21 protein-coding genes are annotated in these 25,575 nt (G+C 59.8%); 5 read left to right on the top strand and 16 right to left on the bottom strand.

Annotated elements, in window-relative coordinates; genetic code table 11:
- Positions 1-14: 14 nt before the first annotated feature.
- From BGP00_RS19795 to BGP00_RS19805, 3 genes are read left to right on the top strand one after another with little or no spacing between them, the layout of a single operon-like run.
- The gene (locus BGP00_RS19795; RefSeq protein ID WP_292688390.1) at positions 15-632 is read left to right on the top strand and encodes a polysaccharide biosynthesis/export family protein; all 618 of its coding nucleotides are present in this window, start codon (positions 15-17) and stop codon (positions 630-632) included.
- Positions 633-652: 20 nt separating this feature from the next.
- The gene (locus tag BGP00_RS19800; RefSeq protein ID WP_292688392.1) at positions 653-2,887 is read left to right on the top strand and encodes a polysaccharide biosynthesis tyrosine autokinase; all 2,235 of its coding nucleotides are present in this window, start codon (positions 653-655) and stop codon (positions 2,885-2,887) included.
- Positions 2,884-4,110, top strand: coding sequence for a hypothetical protein (locus BGP00_RS19805; protein WP_292688394.1), 1,227 nt, complete (start codon positions 2,884-2,886; stop codon positions 4,108-4,110). The genes BGP00_RS19800 and BGP00_RS19805 overlap by 4 nt, the downstream gene beginning before the upstream one ends.
- A 33-nt stretch (positions 4,111-4,143) precedes the next feature.
- Here the strand turns inward: BGP00_RS19805 and BGP00_RS19810 are convergent, their stop codons facing one another.
- From BGP00_RS19810 to BGP00_RS19845, 8 genes are all read right to left on the bottom strand, one after another.
- Complete coding sequence (locus BGP00_RS19810) at positions 4,144-5,232, bottom strand: acyltransferase (protein WP_292688395.1); 1,089 nt, start codon at positions 5,230-5,232, stop codon at positions 4,144-4,146.
- 18 nt (positions 5,233-5,250) lie between these two features.
- Positions 5,251-6,453 carry a glycosyltransferase gene (locus BGP00_RS19815; protein WP_292688397.1) on the bottom strand — a complete coding sequence of 401 codons (1,203 nt, stop codon included), beginning with the start codon at positions 6,451-6,453 and terminating at the stop codon, positions 5,251-5,253.
- A complete protein-coding gene (locus BGP00_RS19820; RefSeq protein ID WP_292688398.1) occupies positions 6,450-7,391 on the bottom strand; it encodes a glycosyltransferase family 2 protein in 942 nt (313 codons plus the stop codon). The genes BGP00_RS19815 and BGP00_RS19820 overlap by 4 nt, the downstream gene beginning before the upstream one ends.
- Before the next feature lie 4 nt (positions 7,392-7,395).
- Entirely contained in the window at positions 7,396-7,992 is a 597-nt protein-coding gene (locus tag BGP00_RS19825) for a putative colanic acid biosynthesis acetyltransferase (protein ID WP_292688399.1), read from the bottom strand.
- A 10-nt stretch (positions 7,993-8,002) separates the two neighbouring features.
- The gene (locus BGP00_RS19830; protein WP_292688400.1) at positions 8,003-8,842 is read right to left on the bottom strand and encodes a glycosyltransferase; all 840 of its coding nucleotides are present in this window, start codon (positions 8,840-8,842) and stop codon (positions 8,003-8,005) included.
- A 180-nt stretch (positions 8,843-9,022) separates the two neighbouring features.
- Positions 9,023-9,946 (bottom strand): SGNH/GDSL hydrolase family protein, encoded by a 924-nt coding sequence (locus BGP00_RS19835; protein WP_292688401.1) that lies wholly within the window; start codon positions 9,944-9,946, stop codon positions 9,023-9,025.
- A 13-nt stretch (positions 9,947-9,959) separates the two neighbouring features.
- Complete coding sequence (locus tag BGP00_RS19840) at positions 9,960-11,228, bottom strand: hypothetical protein (protein WP_292688402.1); 1,269 nt, start codon at positions 11,226-11,228, stop codon at positions 9,960-9,962.
- A gap of 80 nt (positions 11,229-11,308) precedes the next feature.
- Positions 11,309-13,240: a right-handed parallel beta-helix repeat-containing protein gene (locus BGP00_RS19845; RefSeq protein ID WP_292688404.1), complete on the bottom strand. Its 1,932-nt coding sequence runs from the start codon at positions 13,238-13,240 to the stop codon at positions 11,309-11,311.
- Between the two features lie 146 nt (positions 13,241-13,386).
- Here BGP00_RS19845 and BGP00_RS19850 point away from each other — a divergent pair, with 146 nt between their 5' ends.
- Together BGP00_RS19850 and BGP00_RS19855 are read left to right on the top strand one after the other, a co-directional pair.
- Positions 13,387-14,169: an aldo/keto reductase gene (locus BGP00_RS19850; RefSeq protein ID WP_292925848.1), complete on the top strand. Its 783-nt coding sequence runs from the start codon at positions 13,387-13,389 to the stop codon at positions 14,167-14,169.
- A complete protein-coding gene (locus tag BGP00_RS19855; RefSeq protein ID WP_292688408.1) occupies positions 14,166-15,710 on the top strand; it encodes a GMC oxidoreductase in 1,545 nt (514 codons plus the stop codon). The genes BGP00_RS19850 and BGP00_RS19855 overlap by 4 nt, the downstream gene beginning before the upstream one ends.
- Before the next feature lie 36 nt (positions 15,711-15,746).
- On the opposite strand, the gene BGP00_RS19860 is transcribed toward BGP00_RS19855, so the two are convergent.
- The 8 genes from BGP00_RS19860 to BGP00_RS19895 form a co-directional block, all read right to left on the bottom strand.
- The gene (locus BGP00_RS19860; RefSeq protein ID WP_292688410.1) at positions 15,747-18,422 is read right to left on the bottom strand and encodes a right-handed parallel beta-helix repeat-containing protein; all 2,676 of its coding nucleotides are present in this window, start codon (positions 18,420-18,422) and stop codon (positions 15,747-15,749) included.
- On the bottom strand, positions 18,419-18,844 hold the full coding sequence (locus BGP00_RS19865) for a hypothetical protein (protein WP_292688412.1): 426 nt from the start codon (positions 18,842-18,844) through the stop codon (positions 18,419-18,421). The genes BGP00_RS19860 and BGP00_RS19865 overlap by 4 nt, the downstream gene beginning before the upstream one ends.
- Before the next feature lie 131 nt (positions 18,845-18,975).
- Complete coding sequence (locus tag BGP00_RS19870) at positions 18,976-20,154, bottom strand: glycosyltransferase (protein WP_292688414.1); 1,179 nt, start codon at positions 20,152-20,154, stop codon at positions 18,976-18,978.
- Positions 20,151-21,116 (bottom strand): NAD(P)-dependent oxidoreductase, encoded by a 966-nt coding sequence (locus tag BGP00_RS19875; RefSeq protein WP_292688416.1) that lies wholly within the window; start codon positions 21,114-21,116, stop codon positions 20,151-20,153. Before BGP00_RS19875 ends, BGP00_RS19870 begins: the two co-directional genes overlap by 4 nt.
- A gap of 64 nt (positions 21,117-21,180) precedes the next feature.
- A complete protein-coding gene (locus BGP00_RS19880; RefSeq protein ID WP_292688418.1) occupies positions 21,181-21,945 on the bottom strand; it encodes an acyltransferase in 765 nt (254 codons plus the stop codon).
- A gap of 26 nt (positions 21,946-21,971) precedes the next feature.
- Positions 21,972-23,384, bottom strand: a complete 1,413-nt coding sequence (locus BGP00_RS19885; RefSeq protein ID WP_292688420.1) for an oligosaccharide flippase family protein — start codon at positions 23,382-23,384, stop codon at positions 21,972-21,974.
- Between the two features lie 2 nt (positions 23,385-23,386).
- Entirely contained in the window at positions 23,387-24,643 is a 1,257-nt protein-coding gene (locus BGP00_RS19890; RefSeq protein ID WP_292688422.1) for a WcaI family glycosyltransferase, read from the bottom strand.
- The gene (locus tag BGP00_RS19895; protein WP_292688424.1) at positions 24,643-25,572 is read right to left on the bottom strand and encodes a GDP-L-fucose synthase; all 930 of its coding nucleotides are present in this window, start codon (positions 25,570-25,572) and stop codon (positions 24,643-24,645) included. The genes BGP00_RS19890 and BGP00_RS19895 overlap by 1 nt, the downstream gene beginning before the upstream one ends.
- Between the last annotated feature and the right edge of the window lie 3 nt (positions 25,573-25,575).

The following is a 25,575-nucleotide window of genomic DNA, read 5'->3' on the forward strand; positions in this document are numbered from 1 at the left end:
ATCCGGCACTGAATATGCCTTCGGGCGCCGCCGCCTATGATGTCATCCCGGTCAAGCCGGTGGGCATCAAGGAAGGCGCTATTCAGCCGGGCGACCGCCTCTATATCCGCGTGCTGAACGAACCGGATCTGACCTCCGAGCAATATTGGGTTGATGGCGGCGGCAAGGTGCAGATGCCGCTGGCCGGTGAGCTTGATGCCAGCGGACGCACGATCGGCGAATTGCGTGAAGAAATCACCGAACGTCTGGCTGCGCGCTATATTCGCGATCCTCAGGTTGCGATCAGCATTGTCGAGCATAACAAGAGCAGCGTGACCGTCGAAGGGCAGGTGCAAAAGGCCGGGCGCTTTGAAGCGTCGCCGGGCATGACCCTGCTGGGCGCGCTGGCGCTGGCGCAGAGCACGACGAAGGACGCCAAGCTGGATGAAGTGGTGGTGTTTCGCGAAGTGAACGGGGAGCGTTTGGTTGCCCGTTTCCACCTCGGCTACATCCGCTCCGGCCGTGCACCGGACCCCCAGATTGTTGCGGGCGATGTCGTGGTGGTGGGCCGCTCGGCGGTCAAGGGCACCTGGCATGACATTCTCCAGGCTGCACCGCTGTTCAATGCTTTCTACGTTTTCCGTAACTTGTAATTGGCAGAAAGAGACGCTCCGTGGTTAACGCAGGTCATCACGACGAATCGGCTCTTCTTGCCGACCAGCACTTCCAGCCGCATATCGAGGACGATTTGCTGCCGGGCGAAGGGCAGGGGGGGCTGAACGCCCGCTATGTCTTTGCCGCCATCCGCGCCAACTTGCGCCTGATTATCCTGATTTTTCTCGGGGTTTTCGCGATTACGGTCATTGTGACGCTGCTGACCACGCCGCGTTATCAGGCCAGCGCGGATATTCAGGTCAACAATTCCGGCGGCCGGTTCCTCAAGGATCAGGACGAGGACACCGACAATCAGGCGTCGGGCAGCTCGCTCGATACCGAACGTTTCCTGCAGACGCAGGTCGACGTTTTCAAGAGCCGGGGGATGGCCGAGCGCGTTTCGCGCACGCTGAACCTTACGCGCAGCGAGGCCTTCTTTGCTTCGCAGAGCCGTAAAGGCGCGCTGGCCAAGATGACGCCGCAGGCGGCCCAGATCGCTGTGGTCAACATGCTGATGCGCAACCTGACGGTTGATCTGCCCCACAGTTCGCGCCTGATGAAAGTGTCCTTCGAGAGCAACAGCCCGGATATGTCGGCGCTCATCGTGAACACTTATGTCAAGGAATTCATCCAGTTCAATCTGCAGCGCAAGTTCCAGAGCTCGAGCTATGCGCGTGAGTTCCTCGCCAATCAGCTGGTGGAGGTCAAGCAGAAGCTGGAGGAATCCGAAAGAGCGCTCAACGCCTACACCCGCGATGCCGGCCTCATTCGCATGAACGCCTCGCAGCTTGGCTCGACCAGCTCGCAGGATGCCGTGCAGCAGGGCGGGTCGATCACCGCATCGAGCCTCAACCAGTTGAACGCGGCCTACAGCGAGGCCCAGTCCAAGCGCATCGCCGCCGAGGCCCGCTGGAACGCGATCAGCAAGGGCCAGCTGATGAGCGCGACCGAGGTTGTGTCGAACCAGGGTATCCAGCAATTGCTGACCCAGCGCGCAGGCATTGCCGCAACGCTGCAGCAGGACCGCGCGCGCCATCTGGAAGATTATCCGACCATCCGCGCCGGTGAGGCTCAGTTGGCCTCGGTGACCAGCCAGATCCAGACCTCGGCCAATGCGATCCGCAATGCGGTGAAGTCCGAATTCACCGCAGCGGTCAGGGCCGAGTCCGAATTGCGTGCCAAGGTCGAGCAGCTCAAAGCCGAGACGCTCAACGAGCAGGACCGCACGGTGCGTTATGGCCTGCTGGCGCGCGAAGTCGATACCAACCGTCAGGTCTATGACGGTCTGCTCCAGCGCTACAAGGAATTGAACGCGTCGGCGGGTATCAGCACCAGCAACATCTCGGTCGTCGATGAGGCACAGGTTCCGCTGCGTCCTTCCTCGCCCGACATGGTCAAGAACATCCTGATCGGGCTGACGCTTTCGATCATCGCTGCGGCGCTGACGCTGGCGATCAAGGATCAGTTCGATGACTCGATCCGCATCCCCGAGGATATCGAGCCGAAGATCAACCTGCCGCTGCTGGGGGTTGTGCCGATCTCGAATTCGGGTCAGCCGATCAGCGATCTGGAGGATCGCAAGTCGCAGGTGGCCGAAGCCTACAACTCGATCCGCGGGGCCCTGCTCTATATCCGCCGTACCGGTATGCCCAAGGTCATGTCCGTGACCAGCGCGCAGCCGGGCGAAGGCAAGAGTACGACTGCACTGTCGCTGGCGATTTCGCTGGCCCGAACCGGCAAGAGGGTCATCCTGATCGACGCCGACTTGCGTCGTCCTTCGCTGCACCGCTGGCTAGACAATGATAATGACAAGGGTCTGTCGAGCGCGCTGGTCGGGCTGGAGAGCCTGTCGCAGGTGATGTTGCCGACCGCCACGCCCAATCTGAATGTCGTCACTTCGGGCCCCATTCCGCCCAGCCCGACGGAATTGTTCTCCGGCACCCGCATTCAGGAACTGCTGGAAGAGGCAAAGAACGCGTTCGATGCGGTGATCATCGACTCTCCGCCTGTGCTGGGTTTGGCCGACGCGCCGCTGATCGCCGCGCAGGTCGAGGGCGTGATCTTCGTGGTCGAGGCGGACCGCAGCCGTCGCGGCTCGCTCAAGGGCGCCCTGCGTCGTCTGCGCGCGGTGCGTCCGGTGATCCTGGGCGCGGTGCTGACCAAGTTCGACCCGCTCAAGTCGAACAACCGCTACTCGTCCTATTACGGGTATGAGTATTATCAGTATCAATATGGTTACACGCCCAACGCATGAGAAGGTCGGCCCGATCCTCCTCGCGTCTGAGCGTCCGGATACGCTATCTGGGAGTTGCGGCTGCGGCGATCTTTTCGATTGTCGCAGCCGCCAGCGCGCTGGATCGCGCGGGCGGTGAGGATGATCCCGTCATCGCGGCCATGGTTCCTGATGCGTTGGCCATTCGTTCGCTCGATACACGGCTGACCCCGCAACTCGCGCAGACCCAGCCCCGCGATGCTGAGCGCATGGCCCGGATGCTGATTGAGCGGGCGCCGATCGACAGCACCGGCCCGGCCATGCTGGGCGCCGCCCGTATGGCGATGGGCGAACGGCCCAAGGTGCTGGAGGCCTTCACGGTATCGGCCAAGATGGGCTGGCGTGAACTCTCCACACAATTGTTCTGGATCGATCGGGCGCTGCAATTGGGCGACGTTCCCAATGCCGCGATGCGTTTCGATGTGATCCTGCGCCAGCACGCCGATCTGTTGACCTATACGCCGCTGATCGAGCCGTGGGAAACCACGCCGGAACTGCGCGCCGCCTTGTTTGAAAAGATGCGTCAGCATCCGCTCTGGCTGGGCGCCTATGCCCGCGAAGGCTGGCGGACCAAAGGGGACGTCCTGCAGGCGCGCGGCCAGATGCTGGTCGATCTTGGTCGGGTGGGCATCACGCTTGGTTGTGCGGATGTCAAATCCATGACGGCTGCGCTGGCCAATAGTGGAAATGCGTTGCTGGGTCGCGATGTCTGGGCCTTGCATTGCCCGTTGGCCGGCGACAAGCTGGTAGGCGATCCCGGTTTCGCCACGCTGGCCGATACCGCCAATGCAGACTCGCCCTTTGCCTGGACTTGGCGGGGCAATGGCGATGTTACCTATGAAATGCGCAAGGGCGACAAGAACGTGGCGGGCGGATTGCTGATCCACAATGCCGCGCCGGTGGCGATGCCGATTCTGCGCCAATTGCTGGTGCTCAAGCCCGGAACCTATCGCGCCAGTTACCGCCTGACGGGCGGTGCAGGCCATCAGGACACGTCGCCGCTGCAACTGGCAATCGGCTGCGATCAGGACAGCCGCCAGCCGCTCGATGGCCAGCGTCCGCTGGGCAATGGACGCTGGGAGGTCGATTTCCGGATTGACGGCCAATGTCCGGCGCAATGGCTGAACGTGATCCTGCACCCCACGCTGGAAGCCACGCAATTTGGTGATCTCGCCATTGTCGAGGCCGGTTCAGCCGCGAAATAGGGCGCGTTCCGCCACGCTGTTTCACAGGCAGGATTATTCTGCCGCGGCGATCGGAGCCGATTGTTCCTTCGGTCGATGAATGAGCTTTGCCATCAGATATTTTGTCAATGGCACTTCAACAAATGAATATATTGCGCAAGAAATTGCAATGGTCGTTGCTGAGATTGTCGCAATGGCAAGCGTTACGGGCATTCCATGCGCATGTTTGGAAAATATTCCCAGAAATGCCGAGATAAATTGAAGGTGGAAGAGGTAAATCGCATAGGATGCGTTGCCCAAGTAATAGAAAATTCTGTTTATTTTCTTGTACTCTATTGCGCCGATTACGAGCATGATGGTGAAAATGGGCAAAGAGAGCAGTACGTTTGACGGACTGATTATGTCGCCCTTCAAGATGGTCATAGCTATCAAAAACATGATGACCAAAGCGGGCCATGTCTGAAGTGCCGAAATGACACGATTCATATTGTCATGAAAAAGATCTTCCCGTTTCCTGTATAGGAGACCGATTGCCGCCCCGCCTCCAAATAGGACATTAACGGGCGATAGGAAGTTCAGCAAAATCTGATGTCCAATAGGCCGAGAGGCTGGTACGCCCTGAGCAAGGGCTGTGATTTGTGGTAAGAAGGGAATCAGGATCCAAAAAAGAAAAACCGGCCACAATTTGCGACCGGATAAAAATGTCAAACCAAAGATGATGTAAAAAATGGCTTCCTGACGTAGTGTCCAGATATTGTTCGGATCATAATCTCCGAAAGGTATCAGGAAAAAAGCGTTCAAATAGGAGTGCCATTCTGCTGATCCTCTGCCTAAAATCCGTAATGTGGCATAAGAAATAATGGTCAGCCACATCATGGGCAGGATACGAATGGCACGCGCCTTAAAAAAATCCCCCAAAGTTTTGCTTGGAGTGAGGGACTTAAATTTTGTTGACGAAACAACAATTATGAAGCCGCTTATAAGAAAGAAAAGATTTACACCGAATGAGCCGGATACAAGAAAGTCGAACAGTATGGATTTTCGTCCATAATATTTGTCAAATGCGGCCATGCCACAGCAGTGATCGAGAACTACAGCGATCGCAGCAATTGCTCTAAGGTATTGAACACCTGCGATTTTCATATCGATCCCTATCCTTGGTTAATGCCTCGCCGAATTCAACTCCACCTTATTCAAATGCGATTCGATCAGCGCCATGAGGCGCGTCGCGACTTCCTCGATGCGGAAGCGGTTGATGAAACATTCGCGCGCCTTTTCCCGCATGGCCAGCCGCTCATCCTGCGACAGGTCGAGGTAGCCGGAGAGCACCTTGTAGGCACCCTCTGCCGTGTCGGGCCCGACCAGCCCAGCGCCGTCACTTTCCACCTCGCGCCAGATATTGACCTTGTCGCTGATGAGAACCGGCGTGTTGCAGGCCAGGGCCTCGGCCACCACGATGCCGAAATTTTCCTGATGCGAGGTCAGCACAAAGGCTTCTGCGGCGCGGAAGGCGCCATATTTGATGTCGCCTTTGAGCATGCCGGGGAAATGGACGCGGTGACCGATTCCCAGCTTTTCCGCCTGCGCCTTCAGCGTCGCCACCAGCCCGGTCTGATCGGGCCCTGCAATGACCAGATCGAGATCCGGTTCACGCCCGGCCACCCGGGCAAACCCGTCGAGCAGCAGGTCGCAGCCTTTCTTCTCGTGAATGCGGCTCAGGAACAGCAAAAAGCGCTTGTCGGCAAGCTCGGGCACGGCGGCACGGAAAGCCGCCTTCTGCGCCGCGGGATCACCCGCGACATCGCGGGTGCCATAACCGACGCAGGCCGCATTCACCGAATAGGGCCAGAAGGCGTCCTGCGCCAGAATGCCCTCTTCCTCGCAGGTGAACATGACATTGGCGGCGTTGCGCAGCAGGCGACCCTCGGCCAGCAGCCAGGAGACCTGCTTGACCGCGTGCTTGAGCGGATAACGCTTGCGAAACCACGGGTCGAGCATCCCATGGGTGAACACGAAATAGGGAATGCCCAGATCGATGAGCGCATTGGCGGCCCCCATCGTCTGATAACGCCACAGGCCCGAAACGATCACCGCATCATAATTATGCGCATTGGCCTTCAGCCACGGCACCATCGCGGGCGAATAGCGATAACGGGCCGCCAGCGATTTCCCCACGGGAACGCCCACCTTGAAAATCCGTCCCGGATAGCCGGGCAATTCCAGATCCGCGTCTTCAGGGTCAAGCGTGAGCAGATCATGGCTGTGGCCCTGTCCGGCCCAGATCGTGCCCATATTGCGCGCAGCCTCGATCGGGCCGCCGCCACGCAGATCGCAAGTGGTGATAATGTGCAAAATGCGGGTCATCGTGTCGGTCCAAGCGATAATTTTGTCAAAGCGGTAAGCCGTTGCACGCGTTCATCATTGGTCTGACAATCGCGGATGGCTTCATCGAGTTCTATGGTCTTGGCCTCGACCAGGAAGCGATACCAGCAACCCTGAAGGAAATGGTAGATCAACCCCTGATAGCCGTCGAGAAAGCCAAGTTGAACGAAATAACGATAGAGGAAATAACCGAAGGGTCCAGCCCAGAATGGTAACCGATTGTAAACCTGCTCCTTGACAAAGCGCTTGATGACGGCCTGGCGGGGGCCGGAATCATCGGAAAATGCCTCGTCCTTTTCGAACAGCCGATATTTCTGGCTCAGCTTGTCGATCGCTTCGCGCGTGGCGTACTTGTTGTGCTTCTCGGTGAAGAAGGTCAGGTCATTGAGATTGCAGTCGGCAAACCCGCCCTTGAGGTCGATGGTGCGCCCGCCCCAGATGACGATATGCTCGTCCATCCAGCGGTCTTCGATGCGCCCGTTGTTGCGCCGCCAGACGCGCAGCAGACGCAGCGGATAGCGCCCGCCATGGCGCACCCAGCGGCCCATGAAGATATGCTTGCGGTCCATGTTCATGCCCACCACATCGGCAGGTGCATCCTTGACCGCCCGTATCAGTTCATCGCCCAGATCCGGCTCGATGATCTCATCGGCATCCAACCGCATGACCCATTCCGATGTGATCCCGCCATTGTCGAGGCCCCACTGGAACTGCTTGGAATAATTGATGAACGGGTTGAACAGTACGCGCGCGCCGGCCTTTTCGGCCAGCTCGACCGTGTTGTCGGTGGAATGGCTGTCGACCACCACAATCTCGCGGGCGAAATGCTTCACGCTGGCGATCGAGCGCTCGATGTGGCGCGCTTCGTTATAGGTCAGGATCAGAACCGTCAGGTCCAGCGTGGAGGAAGCGGAAGGCATCGTTTCAGGCCTCTTGCCGTGGAGGGGACGGAGCAAAGCGCAATTTGCGTTCGCGCAGTTTGGTGGCCGGATTGCCGGTATAGACGCCCCATGCGTCGAGATTGCGCATGGCCACGCCGCGCGCGCCGAGCACGGCGCCCTCGCCAATGGTAACGCCCGGGCCGACAAAGGCTTCGGCCGCAACCCAAGCGCGCGGCTCGATCGTGATGGGGCGCGAAAAGAGTTGGAAATGGGGGGACTCAATATCATGCGTCCCGGCGCAGAGATGCGCGCCCTGGGAAACGATCGCATAAGCCCCGATATGGATCGGCGCCATCGTATAGGCGGTGACCCCCGGCGCCAAAGTGCCAAAGTCGTCCACCCGCAGATTGGGGGGATACCAGATCCGGACGCTGCCATAGATAAAGGCCGTGGGCGCCACCTGCGCGCCAAAACATCGCAAGAGCCAGCACCGCCAGGGATGCATGAAAGGCGGCGTCCATGAAGCCAGCAAGGCCCAGCACAATTGAAAGACCAGTCGATAGATCCGATTGCGCAGCGTAAAGGTCCCGCCGCCTTCCCACGAGCCGGCCGAGCCGGCGTCCAGAGGTGAGTCTGACATGGAATAAACCTCAGGCGCCGAATTTGATAATTTTGAGATAGCGCCCGACAAAGTTCACCGGCCACATCCACCCGCCATGCAGACGGCAGAAATGCAGCCATTCCTTCCAGGGAATCCCCTTGGGGTGGGTAAAGACAAAACGCCAGTTCGCCAGCGTCAGGCGGTTCTGCTTGGCCGCATAGGCGAAATTATAAGGGGTGCTGCCCACGATATGCGGGCTCTGGAAAATCGCATAGCCCGCGCGACTGGCGCGCAGGCCGTAATCGACATCGCCGCTGGCATGGGAATAATGCTCGGAATGAATGCCCACGTCCTGCACCGCCCGCGCCGGGATCAGCACGCAATTGCCGTTCATCGTAACGCAGACGCTGCCATCGTCGGCAACCCGCCGAAACCGCAGACGCGACGCACCCGGAACGCGTACGTAACCACCGTAAGTAACCAATCCGGTTTCCGGATCGACAACCTTGCCCAGCGTGATGACGCGAGGCCCGTGGCTTGCCTCCATCTCGCGTTGAAATGTTAACAGTCGACTAATACTGCCCGGTTCAAGCAGCAGATCGTCATTCCACCACATGTAATAATCGGGCGCATCAACAATGGCTTCCTGCCATGCCTTGCGCATGCCGCCATTCCAGTACAGCGAACCATCCCCGGTAAAGACGCGGGCCTCCGGGAACTGCGCAGCTACGGCGGCGCCCGTGCCATCGGTCGAGCCATCGTCAACCAGATAGACCGTATAATCAATGCCTTGTGCGGCCAGGCGCAAGGCCTGCAAACCGGCCAGCGTGGTGTCCCGTCGATTGAAACAGGTAGCCAGGACCGCAATACGCGGTGAGTTATCCGACATGGTTCGCCTTTGAATTCCCCGATTAGGGATTTTTACCGCATATGGGCTCATGTTGCAATGCGGCACCGCCCGTCAAAGCTTTATTGGCGGTTAATATATTCGGCAGACAATGTTTCTTGATTTGCGAATATTGTGATGCAACGAAAAAGGGCGGCAAAATGAAATGCCGCCCCTGATCTGCTACATTTCTTTGGACAGGCTGTCTTCCAGCATTTTCGCCACTATCCGATTGCCTTCGACTGAAGGATGGATTTGGTCGCGGAAATATTTATCAGCTGTGGGACTCGTATTGAGTTGAGGGCGAATGACCGTTACCCCTTGAGCGGAGGCCCAAGCGAGTAATTCGTTGCGCGCCTTCTGTTGCGGAGCGGAAACGGGCAGTCGAGCGTCCCAGTAAAGCAAAGCAAGGCGGGCGCCATGATTTTGTGCGAAATTTTTGATTTCGCCAATTGCATCAAGTGTCACCCGTGCGTGATTTTCCTGAAAATCGCCGCCGGTTGATCCCGGATCCGCAGCGGAGGGAACCAGACCGGTACGGGGCAGGGCATAGCGGAACAGGATTTCACCCAAGCCCGACAAAGGGCGGTGGCTGGGGAAGGATGGATGTTGATCGAGAATCTCGGGGCCAACAAAGCTCTGGTCCAGATCCCGGTCATTGACCTCCAGAACGACCAGTCGCGCGCCCAACGTGCCATGCAATTTCAGCCAGGCTGCCTCATTCAACACTGACCATCCGCCAGCCGAGGCATTGACCACTTCGGCTTTGGGTTTCGTCCTAGCTAGCAATGTGCCAAACAAGGCGGGATAGGTTTCGTCATCATTAACCTGGGTGCCGCCGTTCGCCACGGAATCACCGAGCGAAAGAACCCGCAAACCTGCGGGTTGCGCCGCCAATTCGGGGCCACGCGTGCCCGAACTGTTGATGTTGGTGATTTTGCCGAGGCGGGCGACGTGCTGGTTGGGCCGTGGCTCATAGCCGGCGGCAGAGGATTGATAGAGCAGGGGTTTGCCAAAACCTGCGCTTCTGGCCGCGATTTCGCCGGCGGCGCCAAGGCCGAGCACAGCCAGGGCGCCAAGCGCAAGGTATCGTTTCAATGTAGGCATAAAGATCTCCGCATCAGGTCGATGTGCGCTTGATTGCCATCTGATTAGGCGCCTTGAGATCGCCCAAGGCTTTGAAAATGATAAAACTGACCGACATGACGGAGAATTTATCGGGGTTGAGCATGCCGCCGTTGAAGAACATACACGAGAATATATAGGAGGCTGGCACCAGGCCCCGACCTTTCAGCAGGAAATAAAGGATGAATATCCCGCCAAGTCCATAAAGGAAGATGGCGTTGAAGAGAAAGTTATGCGTCCATTCCTCGCCGCTCATGCCATAGGGGCTTGTGAAATATTCAAGCATATCCGTCATGGTGGTCGAGAGCGTGCCAAATGGATGGATAGCGAAAAATTCAGGCAGAGAAATGAGCGGGCCAACGATACGGGCAAATGTTGATGTGTCTGATGTTGAACCAAATTTTGCCAATCTGGTGTCGCTCAGAAAAGCCGCGGCGCCGGTGATCAGGACAAGCAGCACTACAGAGCCAATCAGCGTTGCAGGAGCGCGATAGCGTGCAAACCTTGGCTGAGTATAAAGCGCAAGCCCAGTCAGACCGGCCAGAAACATGACAAAAGACATCGATTGGCTGAGAAAGCCTGTGATGATGAAAATGGCCGAGGTCAGCGGGGCAATACCGCCCGGAAATTCAAAAAATTTCGTGAAAAACAAGATCGAAATCAAAATGAACGCCAGATAGCTCGGCTCTGCGAGTGTGGCCGACGGTCGCAGATGGCTGTAAGCCAGATCGAGATCGCCGGCGATCGTGCCCTGCCCCTGAGAAAAATATTCTTTGGGAATACCGAAATAGACGCCGACAGAATATTGCCTGAATTGATAGACGCAAAGCAAAAGAACAAAAACCGCCATTAGGAACAGTATTTTTCCCAGCTTTTTCTGATCAATCTCGATCGTGAATTTCTTGAGGCCCTCAAGCATTGCACAAAGCAGCAGCCAGAACATCGCCTCGCGGCAGATATGCAGGACGTCCTGCGTCAAATCCGTCGTGGGTTCGATCAGCAGTGCCATGAAGAACAGCGGCGGTACAAAGACGAACAGCGGCAAGCTCGACAGACCGGCCCAAATGACGTCGCGCCAGCGCCATGCGAGGAAAACTGCGAAAAGAGTTGCGAAAGAAACCCAATAGCTAAGGCCGACTTCAATCAGCAGGAAGCCGGGAATGACCGCATAATCAAGCGTATTGAAACGCAGAACGGGCCGGGTGGCGGCACTGGCCTTGGCCCTGGCGGGCGGACGCTTCATTGTTGCTACCGAGCCCTGCACCTGGACCTCCACTGACTTGTCATTTTATACATGGATATACCTGCGTCCTTCGCATGCGCCCTCGGGCAGGTCAACATGAGCTATCGCGCCGGCGAAACGCTGGTCGGCGGGACCTGTCTCAGGGGCAAAAGCGACGCAATGTGCGTGTTCTGCCCGGAGCTTAGCGGCGGTTTCGGGGCCGCCGCCATGGCCAATGTCGCATTGCCCGATTGTGCCAGACCCGGACTCGCCTGCAACCGGGCGTCGGCCACCAGAACGGCGGCGCCAAAGCTGCGGTTGTCACGCAGGACATTGCCCTGTGCCTTGCCGTAATCGGCCGATTGCAGGCCGGCGAGTGTGGGATAATGCTTTGCCCAGACATCGCCCTGATAGGGTATCTTGCCCAGACGCTGCACAAAGGCGGGAATGGCTTTGGCCTGAAAACTCGTGCCGCGCTCATCATAATGGACCCCGCCGCGGCGCGGGCCATAAAATGTATTGGCGCGCACCACATTGTCGCGCCCGCCGCCGATCACCACGCCATAGTCGCCGCCCACAACGATGTTATTGGTCACGGTCTGGCCGCTCGACTGGTCATCCAGATAGACGGCCGACAGGAATTGTGTGACGGCCTGGCCGCCAAGATGGTGAAAATAATTTCCGTCGATCACCATCCCGCGCTGGGTCCAGTCATTGCCCATATAGACTGCGCCGGCATCCTCGGTATGGCGCAGCACATAGGCGATTTCATTGCCTGTCACGCGATGATCGTTGCCAGCCAGCATGACCGCATTGTGATCGCCGCCCTGCAGCAGCGATCCAGTGAGCACCTGACCCACCCCGGTCAGATGGGCGGCGGGGCGATAGGTGGGCTCTTCCAGCCCGAAATCGGTGATCACGCCATTTTCAAACCGATGCCCCCCGGGGGTCAGGCTGTTCCGGTCTCCACCGGTCAGTTCCACGCCGGTTTCCGCCGTAGACGCGATCACCGAATGCGAGAGCACTACCCGCGAGCCTCCGCGCACGATCACACCATCCCCGCCGGTTTGGCGGAACGCGCAATGCTCAAAGAGAATGTCGGAGCTTTTGAGGACATTGGCCGCTTCGCCCAGACTGCGGTCAAATGCAATGTCGCGGATCTCGATCTGGGCGGCCCCGGAGATACCGATCAATCGCGGCAGCACCGCCGCCTCCAGCGCCCCGCCGCCCGGCATGGGCAGGACAAGCGCCTGTTGCTTTTGCGGCAGGAGAACATATTGCCCCGGCGCCTTCAACTCGCCGATCAGATTCTCCACGAAATATCGTGCGGGCCCGTTGGGTTCCTGTTGCGATTGCAGGGGAGCCAATTGTCCCTGCGCACCTTGCGGATCGATCCGGACGACCGGCGCCAGTTCAAAGGACCAGGGTGCGCCCCAGAAACCGCCCGCCCAAGGTGCGGGTTCGCTCGCCCATGCCTTGGCGCGATCAGGTGGCAGCGCGAAGGAAGGGCCTGCGCTGTTGGCGCCCTGCGGCGTGGTTGTGGCATAATCGTTAACCGGCCAGCGGCTGGGCGCCAGTCTGGCAGAGCCTTGATAAAGTTCGAAGCCCGCCATGGTCGTCGCCACATAATTGCCCCGCGCGACCAGATGGGCCGGGGAGGGCAATCCGCGCAGGTCAGCGACGAGCACGCCCGAGGGCAGCGCAAAGCCGGGCGCATCGGCGGCCGTGGCCGGACGGGTCGGCACCGTGGCCGTGCCCACAAAGCGTGTTGTGCCCCCGGCATCGCCCCTGATTATCAGGCGATGCGCGGGCGATCCGCCGTGGGGCCCGTCAATCTCTATCGGAGCCTTCAGCCGGGTGGCCCCGGGCGGCAAACGGATCTCGATCGCCTCGCCATCGGCAAGGCTGGCCTTGAGCCGGGGCACATCGGCAATCGCGGCGGCAAGATCGGGATAGGCCGGCGAACCGACCGTGATCGTATGCGCGGCCAGGTTCGGTGCGCCCGACAGGACAAGAAGGGCGCAAGAGCTTTGCAGCCAAAGCTTCATCGACATACCAGAGGCGCCCTTTGTTGACCGGTTTGCGTTTTTCATGGCATAGCGGTTTATACTGCATTGCAAAAATTTTGCCAAGCAGCTTGCCCCCTTTTCCGGACCCGGCATTATCAAGGTGACCGTCCATGCCCATGCAAAAAGTCCGATTGGCAGGAACCGATCTGGACGTCTCTCGCTTCATCTTCGGCACAGCCAGCCTGTTCAATGCGGGAAATGCAGACAAACGGGAAACCTTGATTGAGGCCGCCATCGAAAGCGGCTTTTCCCATTTCGATACCGCGCCTTATTACGGCTTTGGCCATGCCGAGCGTGATCTGGCCGGCCCCCTGCGACGCCACCGCGATGTAACGGTCACCACCAAGGTAGGCATTTATTCGCCCGGTGGCGAGGAGCAGAGCCAGATCGCGGTCTTTGCCCGCAAAGCGGCGGGGCGCTTTATTAAGCCGATTTCTCGCCCGACCGTGGATTTCACGCTTTCACGCGCCCAGGCCGCGCTGGAGGGCAGCCTGCGGCGACTGGGGCGCGAGACGATCGACCTCTATACGCTCCATGAGCCGCCCTATGCGTTGGTCCATACCGACGAATGGCTGCGTTGGCTGGAGGATATGCGCCATATGGGCAAGGTCCGCCATTTCGGCTTGGCGCTGACGGCGGAATTGCTGGCACCCTATCTGGAAAGCAACAGCCCGCTTGCTCAGGTGGTGCAGATGGCCGACAGTCTGGAACAGCGCGAGGCGGACCTGCTGACCGCCCATGGCAAGCTTTTGCAGATTACCTATGCCTACGTCTCGGCGGCCAAGGCGCTCGACCCGGCGGCCAGTGTGACGGATGTGTTGAAAAAGGCGCTGCGCCGCAATGCCGATGGAGCGATCATCGTGAGCACGACCCGCCCGGAACGCACCGGGCAATATGCCGGCCTGCTGGCATGATCCGTCATCTGACCCCCGATACGCAGGAGCGGATCGAGGCCGATGTTCTGGTGATCGGGGCGGGCACGGCGGGGCTGGCCGTGGCCGTGCGCCTGGCGCGCAAGGGGCTGCGGGTGGTCGCGCTGGAATCGGGCCTGGAAAAGCAGGAGGGCGAAGAGCATCCCCTCAATGAGGTGGAATTCGCCCGCCGCTATTACGACGGCGCGGCGCATGGACGTTTCCGCTGTCTTGGGGGCACGTCGACGCGGTGGGGCGGGGCCCTGATCCCCTTTTTGAAGGGGGATCTGGACCCGGCGCAGTGGCCCATCGCGCATGAGGATATCGTGGCCTATGCCCCGGCGGTCGAGGAATTCTTCGGGCTAAGCAAGGGCGACTATTCGGCGCCCGGGCTGGGGGGCTTTGTTTCGGATGATTTCGTGCCCCGGCTGGCCAAATGGCCGCCTTTCGCCAGTCGCAATGTCGCCAATCTGGTCGATGGAGCGTTGAAAGGGCCATCGGTGCCTGTGATCTGGCTGGGGGCAACGGCGACGGAATTTCGCCTTGCAGGCGACCGTATTACCCAGGTGGTGGCGCGCGGGAATCGGGGCGGGGAATTGACCATCGCCGCGCGCGAAGTGGTGTTCAGCGCTGGCGCCATCGAAACCACCCGCCTGCTGCTGCTGCTCGACGATCAGAACGGACAGCGCATTTTTGCTCCCCACGATCAGTTGGGCCGCTATTTTTCCGATCATCTTTCCGTGGTCATTGGTCGGCTGGAGCCGCAGGACCGGCGCAAGCTGAACCGATTGGCCGGGTTTCAGTTTTCGGCGGGCGGCGCCATGCGCAACCTGCGCTTTGAACTGACCGATCATACGGCGCTGCGCGAAACGATACCACCGTGTTTTGCCCATATCGCTTTTGTCAGCGAGGAAAGCGGGGGCTTCAATGCCTTGCGCGACCTGTTCCGCTATCTGCAGCAGCGCCGAATGCCGCCCATGTCGGTGTTGGCGGCGCTGGCGCGGTCCTTGCCATGGCTGGCGCGCGCGGTGTGGTGGCGCTTTGTTGAAAAACGCCTGCTCTATCCCGACGACGCCGAGGTGCAGCTGCATATGGTGATCGAACAGGCACCTTTGCCGGAAAACCGCATCCGTCTTTCGCCTGATCGCAAGGACATGTTCGGCCTGCCTTTGGCGGTGGTGGATTGGGATGTGGCGGCGCGCGATCTCGACAGTCTGGAAAAGGCGGCCAACGCCTATGAAGCGGCGTGGAAGGGGTCGGCGCTGGGCGATCTGGCGCGGGTCGTGCGGCGGCCGGGCGAGGATGTGCTGCGCGAATTGCAGGATTCGGGCGGCGTGTTCCATCCGGTCGGTTCGACGAGGATGGGGCCGAGCCCGGGAAGTGGCGTGGTGGATGGCGATCTGCGTCCTTACGGGCTGGCCAATGCGACGGTTCTGGCCACGTCGGTGCTGCCTAACAGCGGTGGTGCCAATCCGACGATGATGCTGATGATGCTGGCTTTTCGGGCATCGGATCGTCTGGCGAAAGATCTGCGCGCTGCATAAAAGCGCCCCGGCCATCGCAGGCCGGGACGCTTTCCTTTAGGCTGACCGCAAGCCATTGACCCACAGGGATACCGTGCCGACCGTGCGTGCGGTGCTGCCCGGGTTGGTGATCTGCACGGTGACATTGTCGTCGCTGCTGCCCCAGCATTGCACAATCAGCCCGGCCAGCGCCCCCGGCGTGCCCGGCTGAACATCATACCCGCGATCGGTGGTGCAGGCGCCAAAGGCGGCCAGACTGGTGGTCCAACTGCCGCCTGCGGCGATCGAGCCAATTGCAGCACTGCTGGTATAGCCGCTGAGCAGGGGATCGCCCGAGACGATGGCGCGGACATAATTGCCGCTGGGCGCGGGCACCTTTTGCAAGCCCCAGACATTGCCCTGCATCACCACCTTTGAGCCTGTTTGCGGGACGGTGCTGCCCAGTGAACACCATTGACTGCGGCTCATATCCGCGGGGGGATTGGTGAAATTGCAATCCTTGAGTGTAATGCTGGCAGGCGCATTGGTGGGCCAGTCGATCCGGATATACTGCGAGGTGACATAGCCGGTGGGCCGAATGTCGGGCATAGTCAGGCTGACATTGCTGCAATTGCTGATCTGGGTGATGCTGGCCGCGCCCGGCACCAGATGATCGATCCTCAGCGACAGGGGATTGGCGCTGCTGGACGGTTTGAAGTCGATGACCGCCCCACTGGTGCCGCTTCCGTAGGGATAGCACAGGATATAGGGGCGCAGGGCGGCAAAGCGCGCGCTGATCGCGCTGTCGCGACCCAGCAGCGCCGTGGCGCCAAATTCGCCCACGGTTCCATCGATCACCAATTCGCCCGATATGTTCGTGCCCGCGTTCTGGATCACGACCGGCGCGCGGATAAAGCCGCCCTGAACGGCAACCTTGCCGACGCAGGTGGCCGAAATGCCAAAGCCCAGATAGCCGGAAAAATCGCGCCACTGGATGACGTTGCCGGAGGCCGTGGCGCTGACGGCATTCACGCTGTCGACCCCGGGCAATTCGATGCCGTACAGGCCCTGAGAGCACAGGCTGATGCGGTTGTTGGCCACCACCCAGTCGCCGGTGGTCAGCGACATGCCCGCAAATTCGGCATCGATCACATTGTGGCTGGCCGTGTTGCGATAGGCCGGGTTGTTGGGCAGGAATTCGATTCCCCAACTGGCGCCCTGAATGCGGTTGCGCGAATAGTCGCCCCCGTTCGACCCCACGCCCCCCAGACCGCGCAGGCGCAGCAGCTTGTTGCCGATCAGATCACCGCCGCTGGTGGCCAAGCGCAGGTCGATGTCATTGTCGGTGATGCGGTTGCCCTTGCCTCCATCATCAGTAAAGCCCTGATAGGAATAGCGAACGCGGGAACGGGTGATGCTGCAAGACGTGCACGAGATCAGTTTTACGCAGCTGCGGTTGACCAGCCGAAAGTCGCAGTCGTCGATGACCATGTCCGTGCAGGAGGACACCTGGATCTGCGCAGCATCCCCTGGCGATGCGGTCAGCCCCTGCGTGGCCAGATCATTGGAGGCCGAATAGATGATGATCTTCGAGAGATCGAATGTCGCTGCCAGTCCGGTCGCGGTCGTATAGTCGCGATAGGAACCCACCGCGATTTTCATGTAGGCCGCATTCATGATGGCCGCGCTGATCGTGCCGTTCTGGCTTTCATTGCTGCCGATGAACAGGTTTGTGGGCGAATTGCTCTGTCCGGAGGCCAGGGGGGTCTTGGCGCTGTTATAAAGGGTGATCATGGGCGCGGCCGCGCCTGCACCGCCCAGAAATCCGGGCTGGAACTCAACCACATAGCGCAGTGCCGAATTGAGCGGGATAAAGTCGGACACCGCATAGCGCGCTTGCTGCGTCACCCCCGGCGTCCCGCTCGACATCGTGGTGGTCATCACGCTGCCCGCCATCGTATGGCCGAAATCGCTGCCGCTGATGCTGCCTGCGGCGTCCTGATAGGTCTGGCCCGTGCCGCCGAAATAGGAGGCGACCGCAATGCCCGTTTCGGCAAATTGTACCGTGCTGGACAGTCTGCCCACCACCTTTACCCGGCGCAGCGCAGCCCGGCTGGTATTGGCGAACAGCACGGTGCCGCGCAATTCGATGTCCTCAATTGCAACATCATTGGCGCCCATGATGTTAACCATATGATCGGCCGGTGTGCTGCTGGGTGCCCAGACTGTCGAACCGCGCTGGCCCCGGATCACCACCGAGGAGGGAATGGCCAGACCGTCGTTGCCCAGCGAGGCGGCATCCAGTGTGAACAGGCCCGGCCCGCACAGCACTACGCCCCCGTTGCAGACCTGCGAGACATAGGAAAGCGCGGCGCGCAAGGCCGCGACATTGGCCGTGCCCATGGTCGTGTCATTGGCCACCGCGCCGCATTGCTCGGCCGCGATCGCGCCATTGACCGGAGCCAACCGCCAGTAGCGGCCATCGGCCGACATCTTGCACAGCGCTGGATTGCTGGTTGCCAGCGCCGATGTGGCCAACCCGTCACACACATAGCTGGCGCCGCCCATTCCGGCAGCGGCATTGCCGCCCGTGACGACTGTGGTGATCGAACTGTCGAAGGAGGTGTTGGGCAGACCGCTGAACAGGGGGATCGAGGCAATCCGCTGGTTGGCAGTGGTGGCCATGGTCAGGGCGGCGGCGGCATTCGTGCTGGCCAGTGTCGCCAGTTTTCGCGATAGCGAGTCAATGGTCATTGCGAGAGCCTGTAGGTAAGAGTGCCCGAGGTCAGCGTGATTTCGAGATAGAGGCGCGCGGCCGCGTCGCTTTCATCCCAAACACTTTCGCAGCAATTGGTCGAAAACAGCGCCCAGGGCGCGCCGCCCAGCGTGATCGGCTGGCGCGTGCCCCCCCCGTCGGTGGATCGCGACAATTGGACCATTCCGCTCCAGTCGCCCGACAGGGTGAGAATGGCGCTGCGTCCGATGATGGGCGTATACGGGCCGGCGATCAGATTGGCCGAAGTCGTGCCGCTCAGCGGGATAGCCGGACAGGCATTGCTGGTTACCGGCAGCGGCGAGTTCTGGCTGACATAGATGGCTTTGCCGGAGGCACCGGCAAAGGCCATCGCCTGTGGCGTTATATAGGCGGCTGGCGTGGAAATTGCTAAGTCGGTCATCTCAGTCCCTCACGAATCGAGCGGAGGGATCAGATAGCCATATTGGTTATAGGTAGGAAAATGAAATGTCTAATTGGTAAACGGGGCGGGTGCCCCATTGAATAGGATACCCGCCCCGTTTCGGTTTGAGATCAGGCCTCTTTGCCCAGGCTTTCCAGAATGATCTGCTGATACACCTCGCCAAACTCGACAAATTTGGCCTGGTTGTCGATCTTGGCCTGTGCAACCAGAGCCTCTTCCTGCGCTGGATCATAAGCGGCCAGAACTGCGCGCATGGCCTGCGCCAGTTCTTCTGGCTGATCGGGATCGAAATAGACCCCGCGAGCTGGATTCTGCTCGATATGGACCGGGATATTGGACAGGATGATGGCCTTGCCCATCGCCTTGGCCTCTTCGACGGTGGTGCTCCACCCCTCGAAATAGGACGGATTGATGAGCGCCACACTGTGCCCCATCAATGGCCCCATGTCGGCATAGTCGATCAGCCCCAGCACCTTGTAGCAATCTGCAACGTCCAGTTCCTGGATCAGTTTCTCGATCGACTCAAAGAACTTGGGATGACGATAGTCGGTCGGCGCCCCGGTTGACAGGACCGTTACCTTCAACCCCTGCTGTTTGAGCAAGGCCACCGCGCGGATGGCGGCGGCATGGTTTTTATGCGCCCAATACTGGTTCGGCAGGTGGAAATAGGGGCCGGAAAAACCATACTTGGCCTCCAGTTCCGCCAGCCCCAGTTCTCCGCGAGATGTGGACTGGATGCCCGATACAAACCGCAGGACGGAGCTCTTGTCAGTCCCTGCGGGCACATAAGTTTTCAGATCGTTCAGCGCGTCATGGCTGCTCAGTACCACCCAATGGGCTTCGGCTACGCAACGTTCGTTGTCGGCATCCCGGCGGGCGATTTCGGCCGGTTCGAAAAAGTCCGGGCGGCGCTTCTGCTGAAAATCGGGGATCCACAGCAAGTTGGGGAATTTCGATTTTGAGCCGATCCGGGCGTGATGCGACAGGATTGCGATCCCGTTTTGACGCAAAACAGCCTCAAGCGCGAGATTGCGCTTGAAGAGATATTTCTCGCTCAATTTGCCCAATAACCAAGCCGGACTTTTGCGATCGAGTGCCGTTGTCCTTATGATTTCCAATCCATTGAAATCGGAAAGATTTTTGTCTGGCATCTGCGAGGGTACAATCAGCACCGGTTCGATTTTCCGGTTCGGGATCGCCTGAATGGCCGCAATCAGATTGCGCATATAGGTGATGCCGCCCATCCATCCAGTGTCGGTGCGGGCAAAGACAAAACCGACGCGGATCATTGGACGGCCTCACTCGTCCAACCCGACTGCTTGACGATATCGACCAACGCTTCACGCAGATTGCGTTGCGGCTCAAAGCCCAGCGTAGCGCGAATCTTGCCGGTCGCGCCCAACTGGGTCGGGCGGTCGATGCGCCGAATGCGGGCCGGGTCGGACACCACGTCGATCTTGACCTGCATGATTTCGCCCAGCAAATTGACCAGATCGACCACCGTTGCGTCCTTGCCGGTGGAAACGTTGAAAATGTTGAACGGACCTTCCAGCGCGGTCATGGCGATCGTGGCAATCGCGCGGGCCGTATCTTCAACATGGATGTAGTCGCGGCGCGGCGTCAGATTGCCCAGCCCGATCTCAACCTGGCTGGCGCCCTGGGGGATCTGGGTGATGATGTCGGGGATCAGGTGGGCGTTGGGGTCATCGGCGCCGATGGTGTTGAAGATGCGGGCGATGGCCACCTGGCCGCCGGTCCGGTCGCCCCACAAGCGAACCTGCGTTTCGTTGGTCAGCTTGGCGATGGAATAGTTGTCGGCAGCGCGCAACGGAGCGGTGTCCTCGATCAGCGCGCCTTCCTTCCAGTCATAGACCGCGCCCGAGGAGGCCAGCACGATCTTCTGCACCCCGGCCGCTGCGGCAGCTTCCAGCACAACTTCGGTACCCACGACATTGACATCGAGCGAATAGGCCCGCTTGGTCTCGCAGGTGGGAATGTGATGCACCGCAGCAAGGTGGACAACAACATCGGGTTTGAATTCGGCAAGAATGGCCGCAATTGACTCCGCATCCCGGATATCGGCCTTGTGCAGCGTCAGACGATCGGCGGGGGCGGGCATCGGCATCCCGACCGAGAGATCGTCGATCACCCCCACTTGGGCGTCTTCGATGGCGAGCAGATTGCGCACGACGCGATGACCGATAAAGCCAGCGCCGCCCGTCACGATGTACCGCTTGAATTGCGTGGTCATGAAAGGTCCTTTATCAATTGGGTGCAAGATTTGGGTTTGATGCGAAGTCATGGACGCTTCCTGTTCACGGCAAATCGCCCCGGCATTTTCCGGCGGCATCATAAGACATGAACAGGTGCGGTTTGTTCTTTTGCAGGGTGGCCAGATAGCTGTCCTCATCGGGCAGCATGGCCTCCATTTCGGGCGTGAACTCGGCAATCGGGCGCCATGATTGCGAGAGCATGTCATAGCGCTTGATCACCCGCGCCGGACTGCCCACCAACAGACTGAAAGGCGGCGCCGATTTGGTGACGAGCGAGCCTGCGCCCACCACGCAGCCATGGCCGATGGTCACGTTGCCAAGAATGGTGACATCAGTGCCCAGCCACGTATTGACGCCAAGAATGATATTGTTCGTATTGGTAACACCAGTGCCGATATAAGGCATGAACGGATCATTGAAAACATGATCTGCACTATTAAGGTGACAATCCAAGCCTGTCATACAGTAATCTTTAAGGATAATTTGATTGGCATTGCTAAAAAAATTTCTTCTTCCAATAAAGCAATTGTTGCCAATCACAACTTTTGGTTCGCGGCTTCCGCGATTGTTGATATTAATGCAGGTGTTCTCACAGATAACACTGTTTGAACCAATGCGCGTATTGCGCCAGCCCAAGACGTTTACGGACTTGTCGATATAGGACCCGGCGCCAACATGCTGCCGCCGCAAACGCCAGATACGGAACGGATGCGAAAGCCGAGAGAGACTCGTGTAAAGGCGAAGAACCCGGATACGCATTGACGGTGAAAGATTGCGCTTCAGGTGGCCTGTTATTGCCGAAAACATGGTCGTTCCCTTCCTGTGCAGCTCTTTCAGTGCCCGCTATGCTCAAGCAGATACTTGCGCGTGTGCATGATACTAGGAACCAGCATGAAGACCGAAAACGCGATCGTGGTGGCCCAAACGGTTCCTGAAATGCCGAACTTACGCGCCAGCAACACCTTGAGTGTTACCGCCACCACCGCCGTCACCACGGAAAGCATGACCAGAAAGCGGATCTGGTTGGTGCCGTTGAGGAACATGGCCATGGCATTGCCTTGCCCTTCTACGATCTTCCAGATGGCCAGACCCAGCATCAGCATCAGCGGAGGCTGAACCGCGCCATTGACCCAGTAATGCAGGATGGTCGGCCCGCCGATCACCAGCACGGCCGAACATGCCGTGGCAAAGCCTGCGGCAAATATCTGGGATTTGCGCAAGGTGCGCCGCGCCCATTCATACTCGCCGCGCGCCACCGCCTCGCTGTAGGCCGGCCAGAGCGGAGCCTGCACCATGGCCAGCACAGTGGCGATCAGTGAAAACAGCTTTTCGGGCACCGAATAGACCGGCACCTGCGAAGCGCCGAGCACCTGCGCCAGAATGATGGAATCGACATAAAATGTGGCCGCCGCCACGATCTGGAGCACGAAGAACATCGCGCCGGTCTGCGAAATCGCCCGTATCACGCTCAGGCTGATCAAGGGCAGGCGCGGCGACAGACCCTTTTCGATGAAGCCGAAGAAGATCACGCCATTCAACAGCGCCGCCACCAGCGGCTGGCCCATCAGCGCAAAGATCAGCCAGAACAGGCTGAGCTTCATCTCGATACAGACCAGAACGCCGATCAGCCCGATCACGCTGCCCGCGCATTGCCACAAACTGGCCATAAAGCCGCGCTGCAGGCCGATCTGAACCTTTTGCACGATGCCCAGCGGCATGGCCACCGCAAAGCACAGGATGAAGGCGCCCAGCGCAGGTCCCGCCTCGGCCTGCGCGGCGGCGGTCTTGACGTTGAAGATCCCATACCATGGAACGAGGTGGTACAGGGCCGCAAACAGCCCCATGATTGCCAGGGCCACCATGGTCAAAATCGCATAGCCGCAGGAAATCACCCGCCGTATGCCCTCGAAATCATCGCGGCCATAGAGCGTCGCCACCTGATTGAGCACGCCATTGCCGACGCCTAGATCGGCAAAGGTGAAAGACGCTTGCAATGAACTGAGGATGATCCACATGCCATATTGCTCGGCGCCCAGATAATGCAGCGTCAGCGGCACGGAAATCAGGGCGGTGGATACCGAAATCACCTTCGCCACCATCGAGGCCATGGCGCTCAGCGCCACACGGCGCTGTCTTTCATGCGCGCGTCCTTCGGCCGTGTCGGTGTCAAAGGGCGTCAGGCGGACATAGTGCAGCTTGCGCGCGACGGCGCCAAAGCCATTGCGCAGCTTGAGGGCGACAGCCATCGTCAGGCCGCCACGCGGGGGCGGAGCAGCCGGGCCAGACGCGCCTCGATCCGGTCGATCATCGCGGCCTGAGACCAGCGTTCCTGTGCCCGTTTGCGTGCTTCGGCCCCGAAGCGTGCTGCCATTTCTGGCTCGTCGATCAGCCGTTCAATCGCTTGGGCCAAGCCCGCCGCATCGCCGGGCGCCACCGCCAGACCGCAACCGTCCACCTCGTCATACAGGCCGGTGCCGGGCTCGGCCGTGGCCACGACGGGGCGGCCAGAGGCCAGCATATTGGTGAGTTTCGAGGGCAGCACCAGATCAGCCGCTCCGGGAATTTGCGGCAACAGGTGAACCTGCGCCAGACCCAGCAATTCGCCCATCCGGGCCATCGGCTGAAGGTCATGGAGCATCACATTGTCCAGTCCACGCGCCAGTTCTTCCAGCCGGACGCGGTTGGGCCCCTGACCGCAAATGACAAATTGGATGTCCGCGCGATGGCGCAGCAACCGGGCTGCCTCAATCAGGATCTCGATGCCCTGCTTGTTGGCGATATTGCCGGAATAAAGGCAGACTTTGCGTTCGCCAATACCCCACTCGGCCCGATAGGGACTGTGCCGGGGGCTGCAAAATTCGGTGTCCACATCGGCCCAGTTGCGCACTTCGACCACGCGGTCCGGGGCGATCCCCTTGGCCGCAAGGCGCTCACACATTTGCGGGCTGATCGAGGAGGCGATGTCGGCCAGCCCCAGCATACGGTTTTCCACCCAGCGCGCCAGACGCGCCACGGCCCCGCCGCTGCCCACCAGGCCGGTGGCGAAAGCGGCCTCGACCTCGAAATCCTGAACATGCACCCACAGACTGGCCCCGGACAACCGGGCCAGCACCCATGCCACCGGCACGCTGAGCAGCGAGGGGGCGATGCAAAAGACCGCCTGAGGCCGTTTGTCGCGGCGCTTCATCCCCAGTGTAAGGGCCGGGCCAAGCGCGCTCAGGGTAAAGCTGGCCAGATGCAGGATACGCTTGAGACCGCCCGGTTTGCGCGGGACGTAGAAGGGGCAACGGGTGATCGAAACGCCGGCTTCGACGTTGCGGCGCCAGCCCCCGCGCCATTCCGGCTCGACAAACCATGCCGGATAGTAGGGTTTCCCCGAAATAACCTCGACCTGGGCTCCTCTGGCGGCAAGCGCCTTTGCCATGTCGGTCGTATAACGCGCGATCCCGATTTCCTCGGGGGCGTAATTCAGACCGACAATGGCGAGCCGCAGGCCATCACCCATTAACCTACCTCTGTCAGGAAGTGACGGTAGGCGTCAGCAATGCCTTCTTTGAGCGCGATCCGCGGGGTCCAGCCAAGCGCATGAAGGCGTGCGGAGTCCATCAGCTTGCGCGGGGTGCCATCGGGCTTGGACAGATCATGGACGATCTCGCCTTCATAGCCGACGACTTCCATCACGAGCTGGGTCAGTTCGAGGATCGAGACATCCGAGCCGAAGCCGATGTTAACATGTTCGCGGCCGGAATAGTTCTTGAGCAGATGCACACAGGCATCGGCGCAATCATCGGCATGCATGAATTCGCGGCGCGGGGTGCCCGTGCCCCACACCTCCACCGTGCCGCCAATCTTCTTGGCATTGTGCACCTTGCGGATCAGCGCGGGCATCACATGGCTGGTTTCGAGGTTGTAATTGTCGCCCGGGCCGTAAAGATTGGTGGGCATGCCGCTGATGTAGTCAACGCCATGCTGCACGCGATAGGCCTCGCACAGCTTGATCCCGGCGATCTTGGCAATCGCGTACCATTCGTTGGTTTCTTCCAACGGGCCGGTGAGCAACGCGTCCTCGGTGATCGGCTGAGGGGCGAATTTGGGATAGATGCAGGACGAACCCAGAAACAGCAGCTTGCCCACGTCCACGGCGTGGGAGGCCTGAATGAGGTTCGCCTCGATCATCAGATTGTTATAGAGGAAGTCGGCCGGATAGGTGTTGTTGGCCAGAATGCCCCCCACCTTGGCTGCGGCAACCACTACCACATCGGGCTTTTCCCGAGCCATCCAGCCGCGCACGGCAGCTTGATCCATCAGATCAAGCTCGGCGCGGCCGGCGGTCAGCACATCGCAATTTTCCGAAGCAAGGCGGCGCACAATGGCGCTGCCCACCATACCACGATGGCCTGCGACAAAGACACGCTTACCGGAAAGATCGAACATGCC

The organism is Novosphingobium sp. 63-713 (genome assembly GCF_001898925.1).
Taxonomy (GTDB): domain Bacteria; phylum Pseudomonadota; class Alphaproteobacteria; order Sphingomonadales; family Sphingomonadaceae; genus Novosphingobium.

Coding starts and splice junctions, on each gene's coding strand:
- BGP00_RS19795 (WP_292688390.1), top strand. CDS start 15: ATGCCTTCGGGCGCCGCCGCCTATGATGTCATCCCGGTCAAGCCGGTG.
- BGP00_RS19805 (WP_292688394.1), top strand. CDS start 2,884: ATGAGAAGGTCGGCCCGATCCTCCTCGCGTCTGAGCGTCCGGATACGC.
- BGP00_RS19810 (WP_292688395.1), bottom strand. CDS start 5,232: ATGAAAATCGCAGGTGTTCAATACCTTAGAGCAATTGCTGCGATCGCT.
- BGP00_RS19815 (WP_292688397.1), bottom strand. CDS start 6,453: ATGACCCGCATTTTGCACATTATCACCACTTGCGATCTGCGTGGCGGC.
- BGP00_RS19820 (WP_292688398.1), bottom strand. CDS start 7,391: ATGCCTTCCGCTTCCTCCACGCTGGACCTGACGGTTCTGATCCTGACC.
- BGP00_RS19825 (WP_292688399.1), bottom strand. CDS start 7,992: ATGTCAGACTCACCTCTGGACGCCGGCTCGGCCGGCTCGTGGGAAGGC.
- BGP00_RS19830 (WP_292688400.1), bottom strand. CDS start 8,842: ATGTCGGATAACTCACCGCGTATTGCGGTCCTGGCTACCTGTTTCAAT.
- BGP00_RS19835 (WP_292688401.1), bottom strand. CDS start 9,946: ATGCCTACATTGAAACGATACCTTGCGCTTGGCGCCCTGGCTGTGCTC.
- BGP00_RS19845 (WP_292688404.1), bottom strand. CDS start 13,240: ATGTCGATGAAGCTTTGGCTGCAAAGCTCTTGCGCCCTTCTTGTCCTG.
- BGP00_RS19855 (WP_292688408.1), top strand. CDS start 14,166: ATGATCCGTCATCTGACCCCCGATACGCAGGAGCGGATCGAGGCCGAT.
- BGP00_RS19860 (WP_292688410.1), bottom strand. CDS start 18,422: ATGACCATTGACTCGCTATCGCGAAAACTGGCGACACTGGCCAGCACG.
- BGP00_RS19865 (WP_292688412.1), bottom strand. CDS start 18,844: ATGACCGACTTAGCAATTTCCACGCCAGCCGCCTATATAACGCCACAG.
- BGP00_RS19870 (WP_292688414.1), bottom strand. CDS start 20,154: ATGATCCGCGTCGGTTTTGTCTTTGCCCGCACCGACACTGGATGGATG.
- BGP00_RS19875 (WP_292688416.1), bottom strand. CDS start 21,116: ATGACCACGCAATTCAAGCGGTACATCGTGACGGGCGGCGCTGGCTTT.
- BGP00_RS19880 (WP_292688418.1), bottom strand. CDS start 21,945: ATGTTTTCGGCAATAACAGGCCACCTGAAGCGCAATCTTTCACCGTCA.
- BGP00_RS19885 (WP_292688420.1), bottom strand. CDS start 23,384: ATGGCTGTCGCCCTCAAGCTGCGCAATGGCTTTGGCGCCGTCGCGCGC.
- BGP00_RS19890 (WP_292688422.1), bottom strand. CDS start 24,643: ATGGGTGATGGCCTGCGGCTCGCCATTGTCGGTCTGAATTACGCCCCC.
- BGP00_RS19895 (WP_292688424.1), bottom strand. CDS start 25,572: ATGTTCGATCTTTCCGGTAAGCGTGTCTTTGTCGCAGGCCATCGTGGT.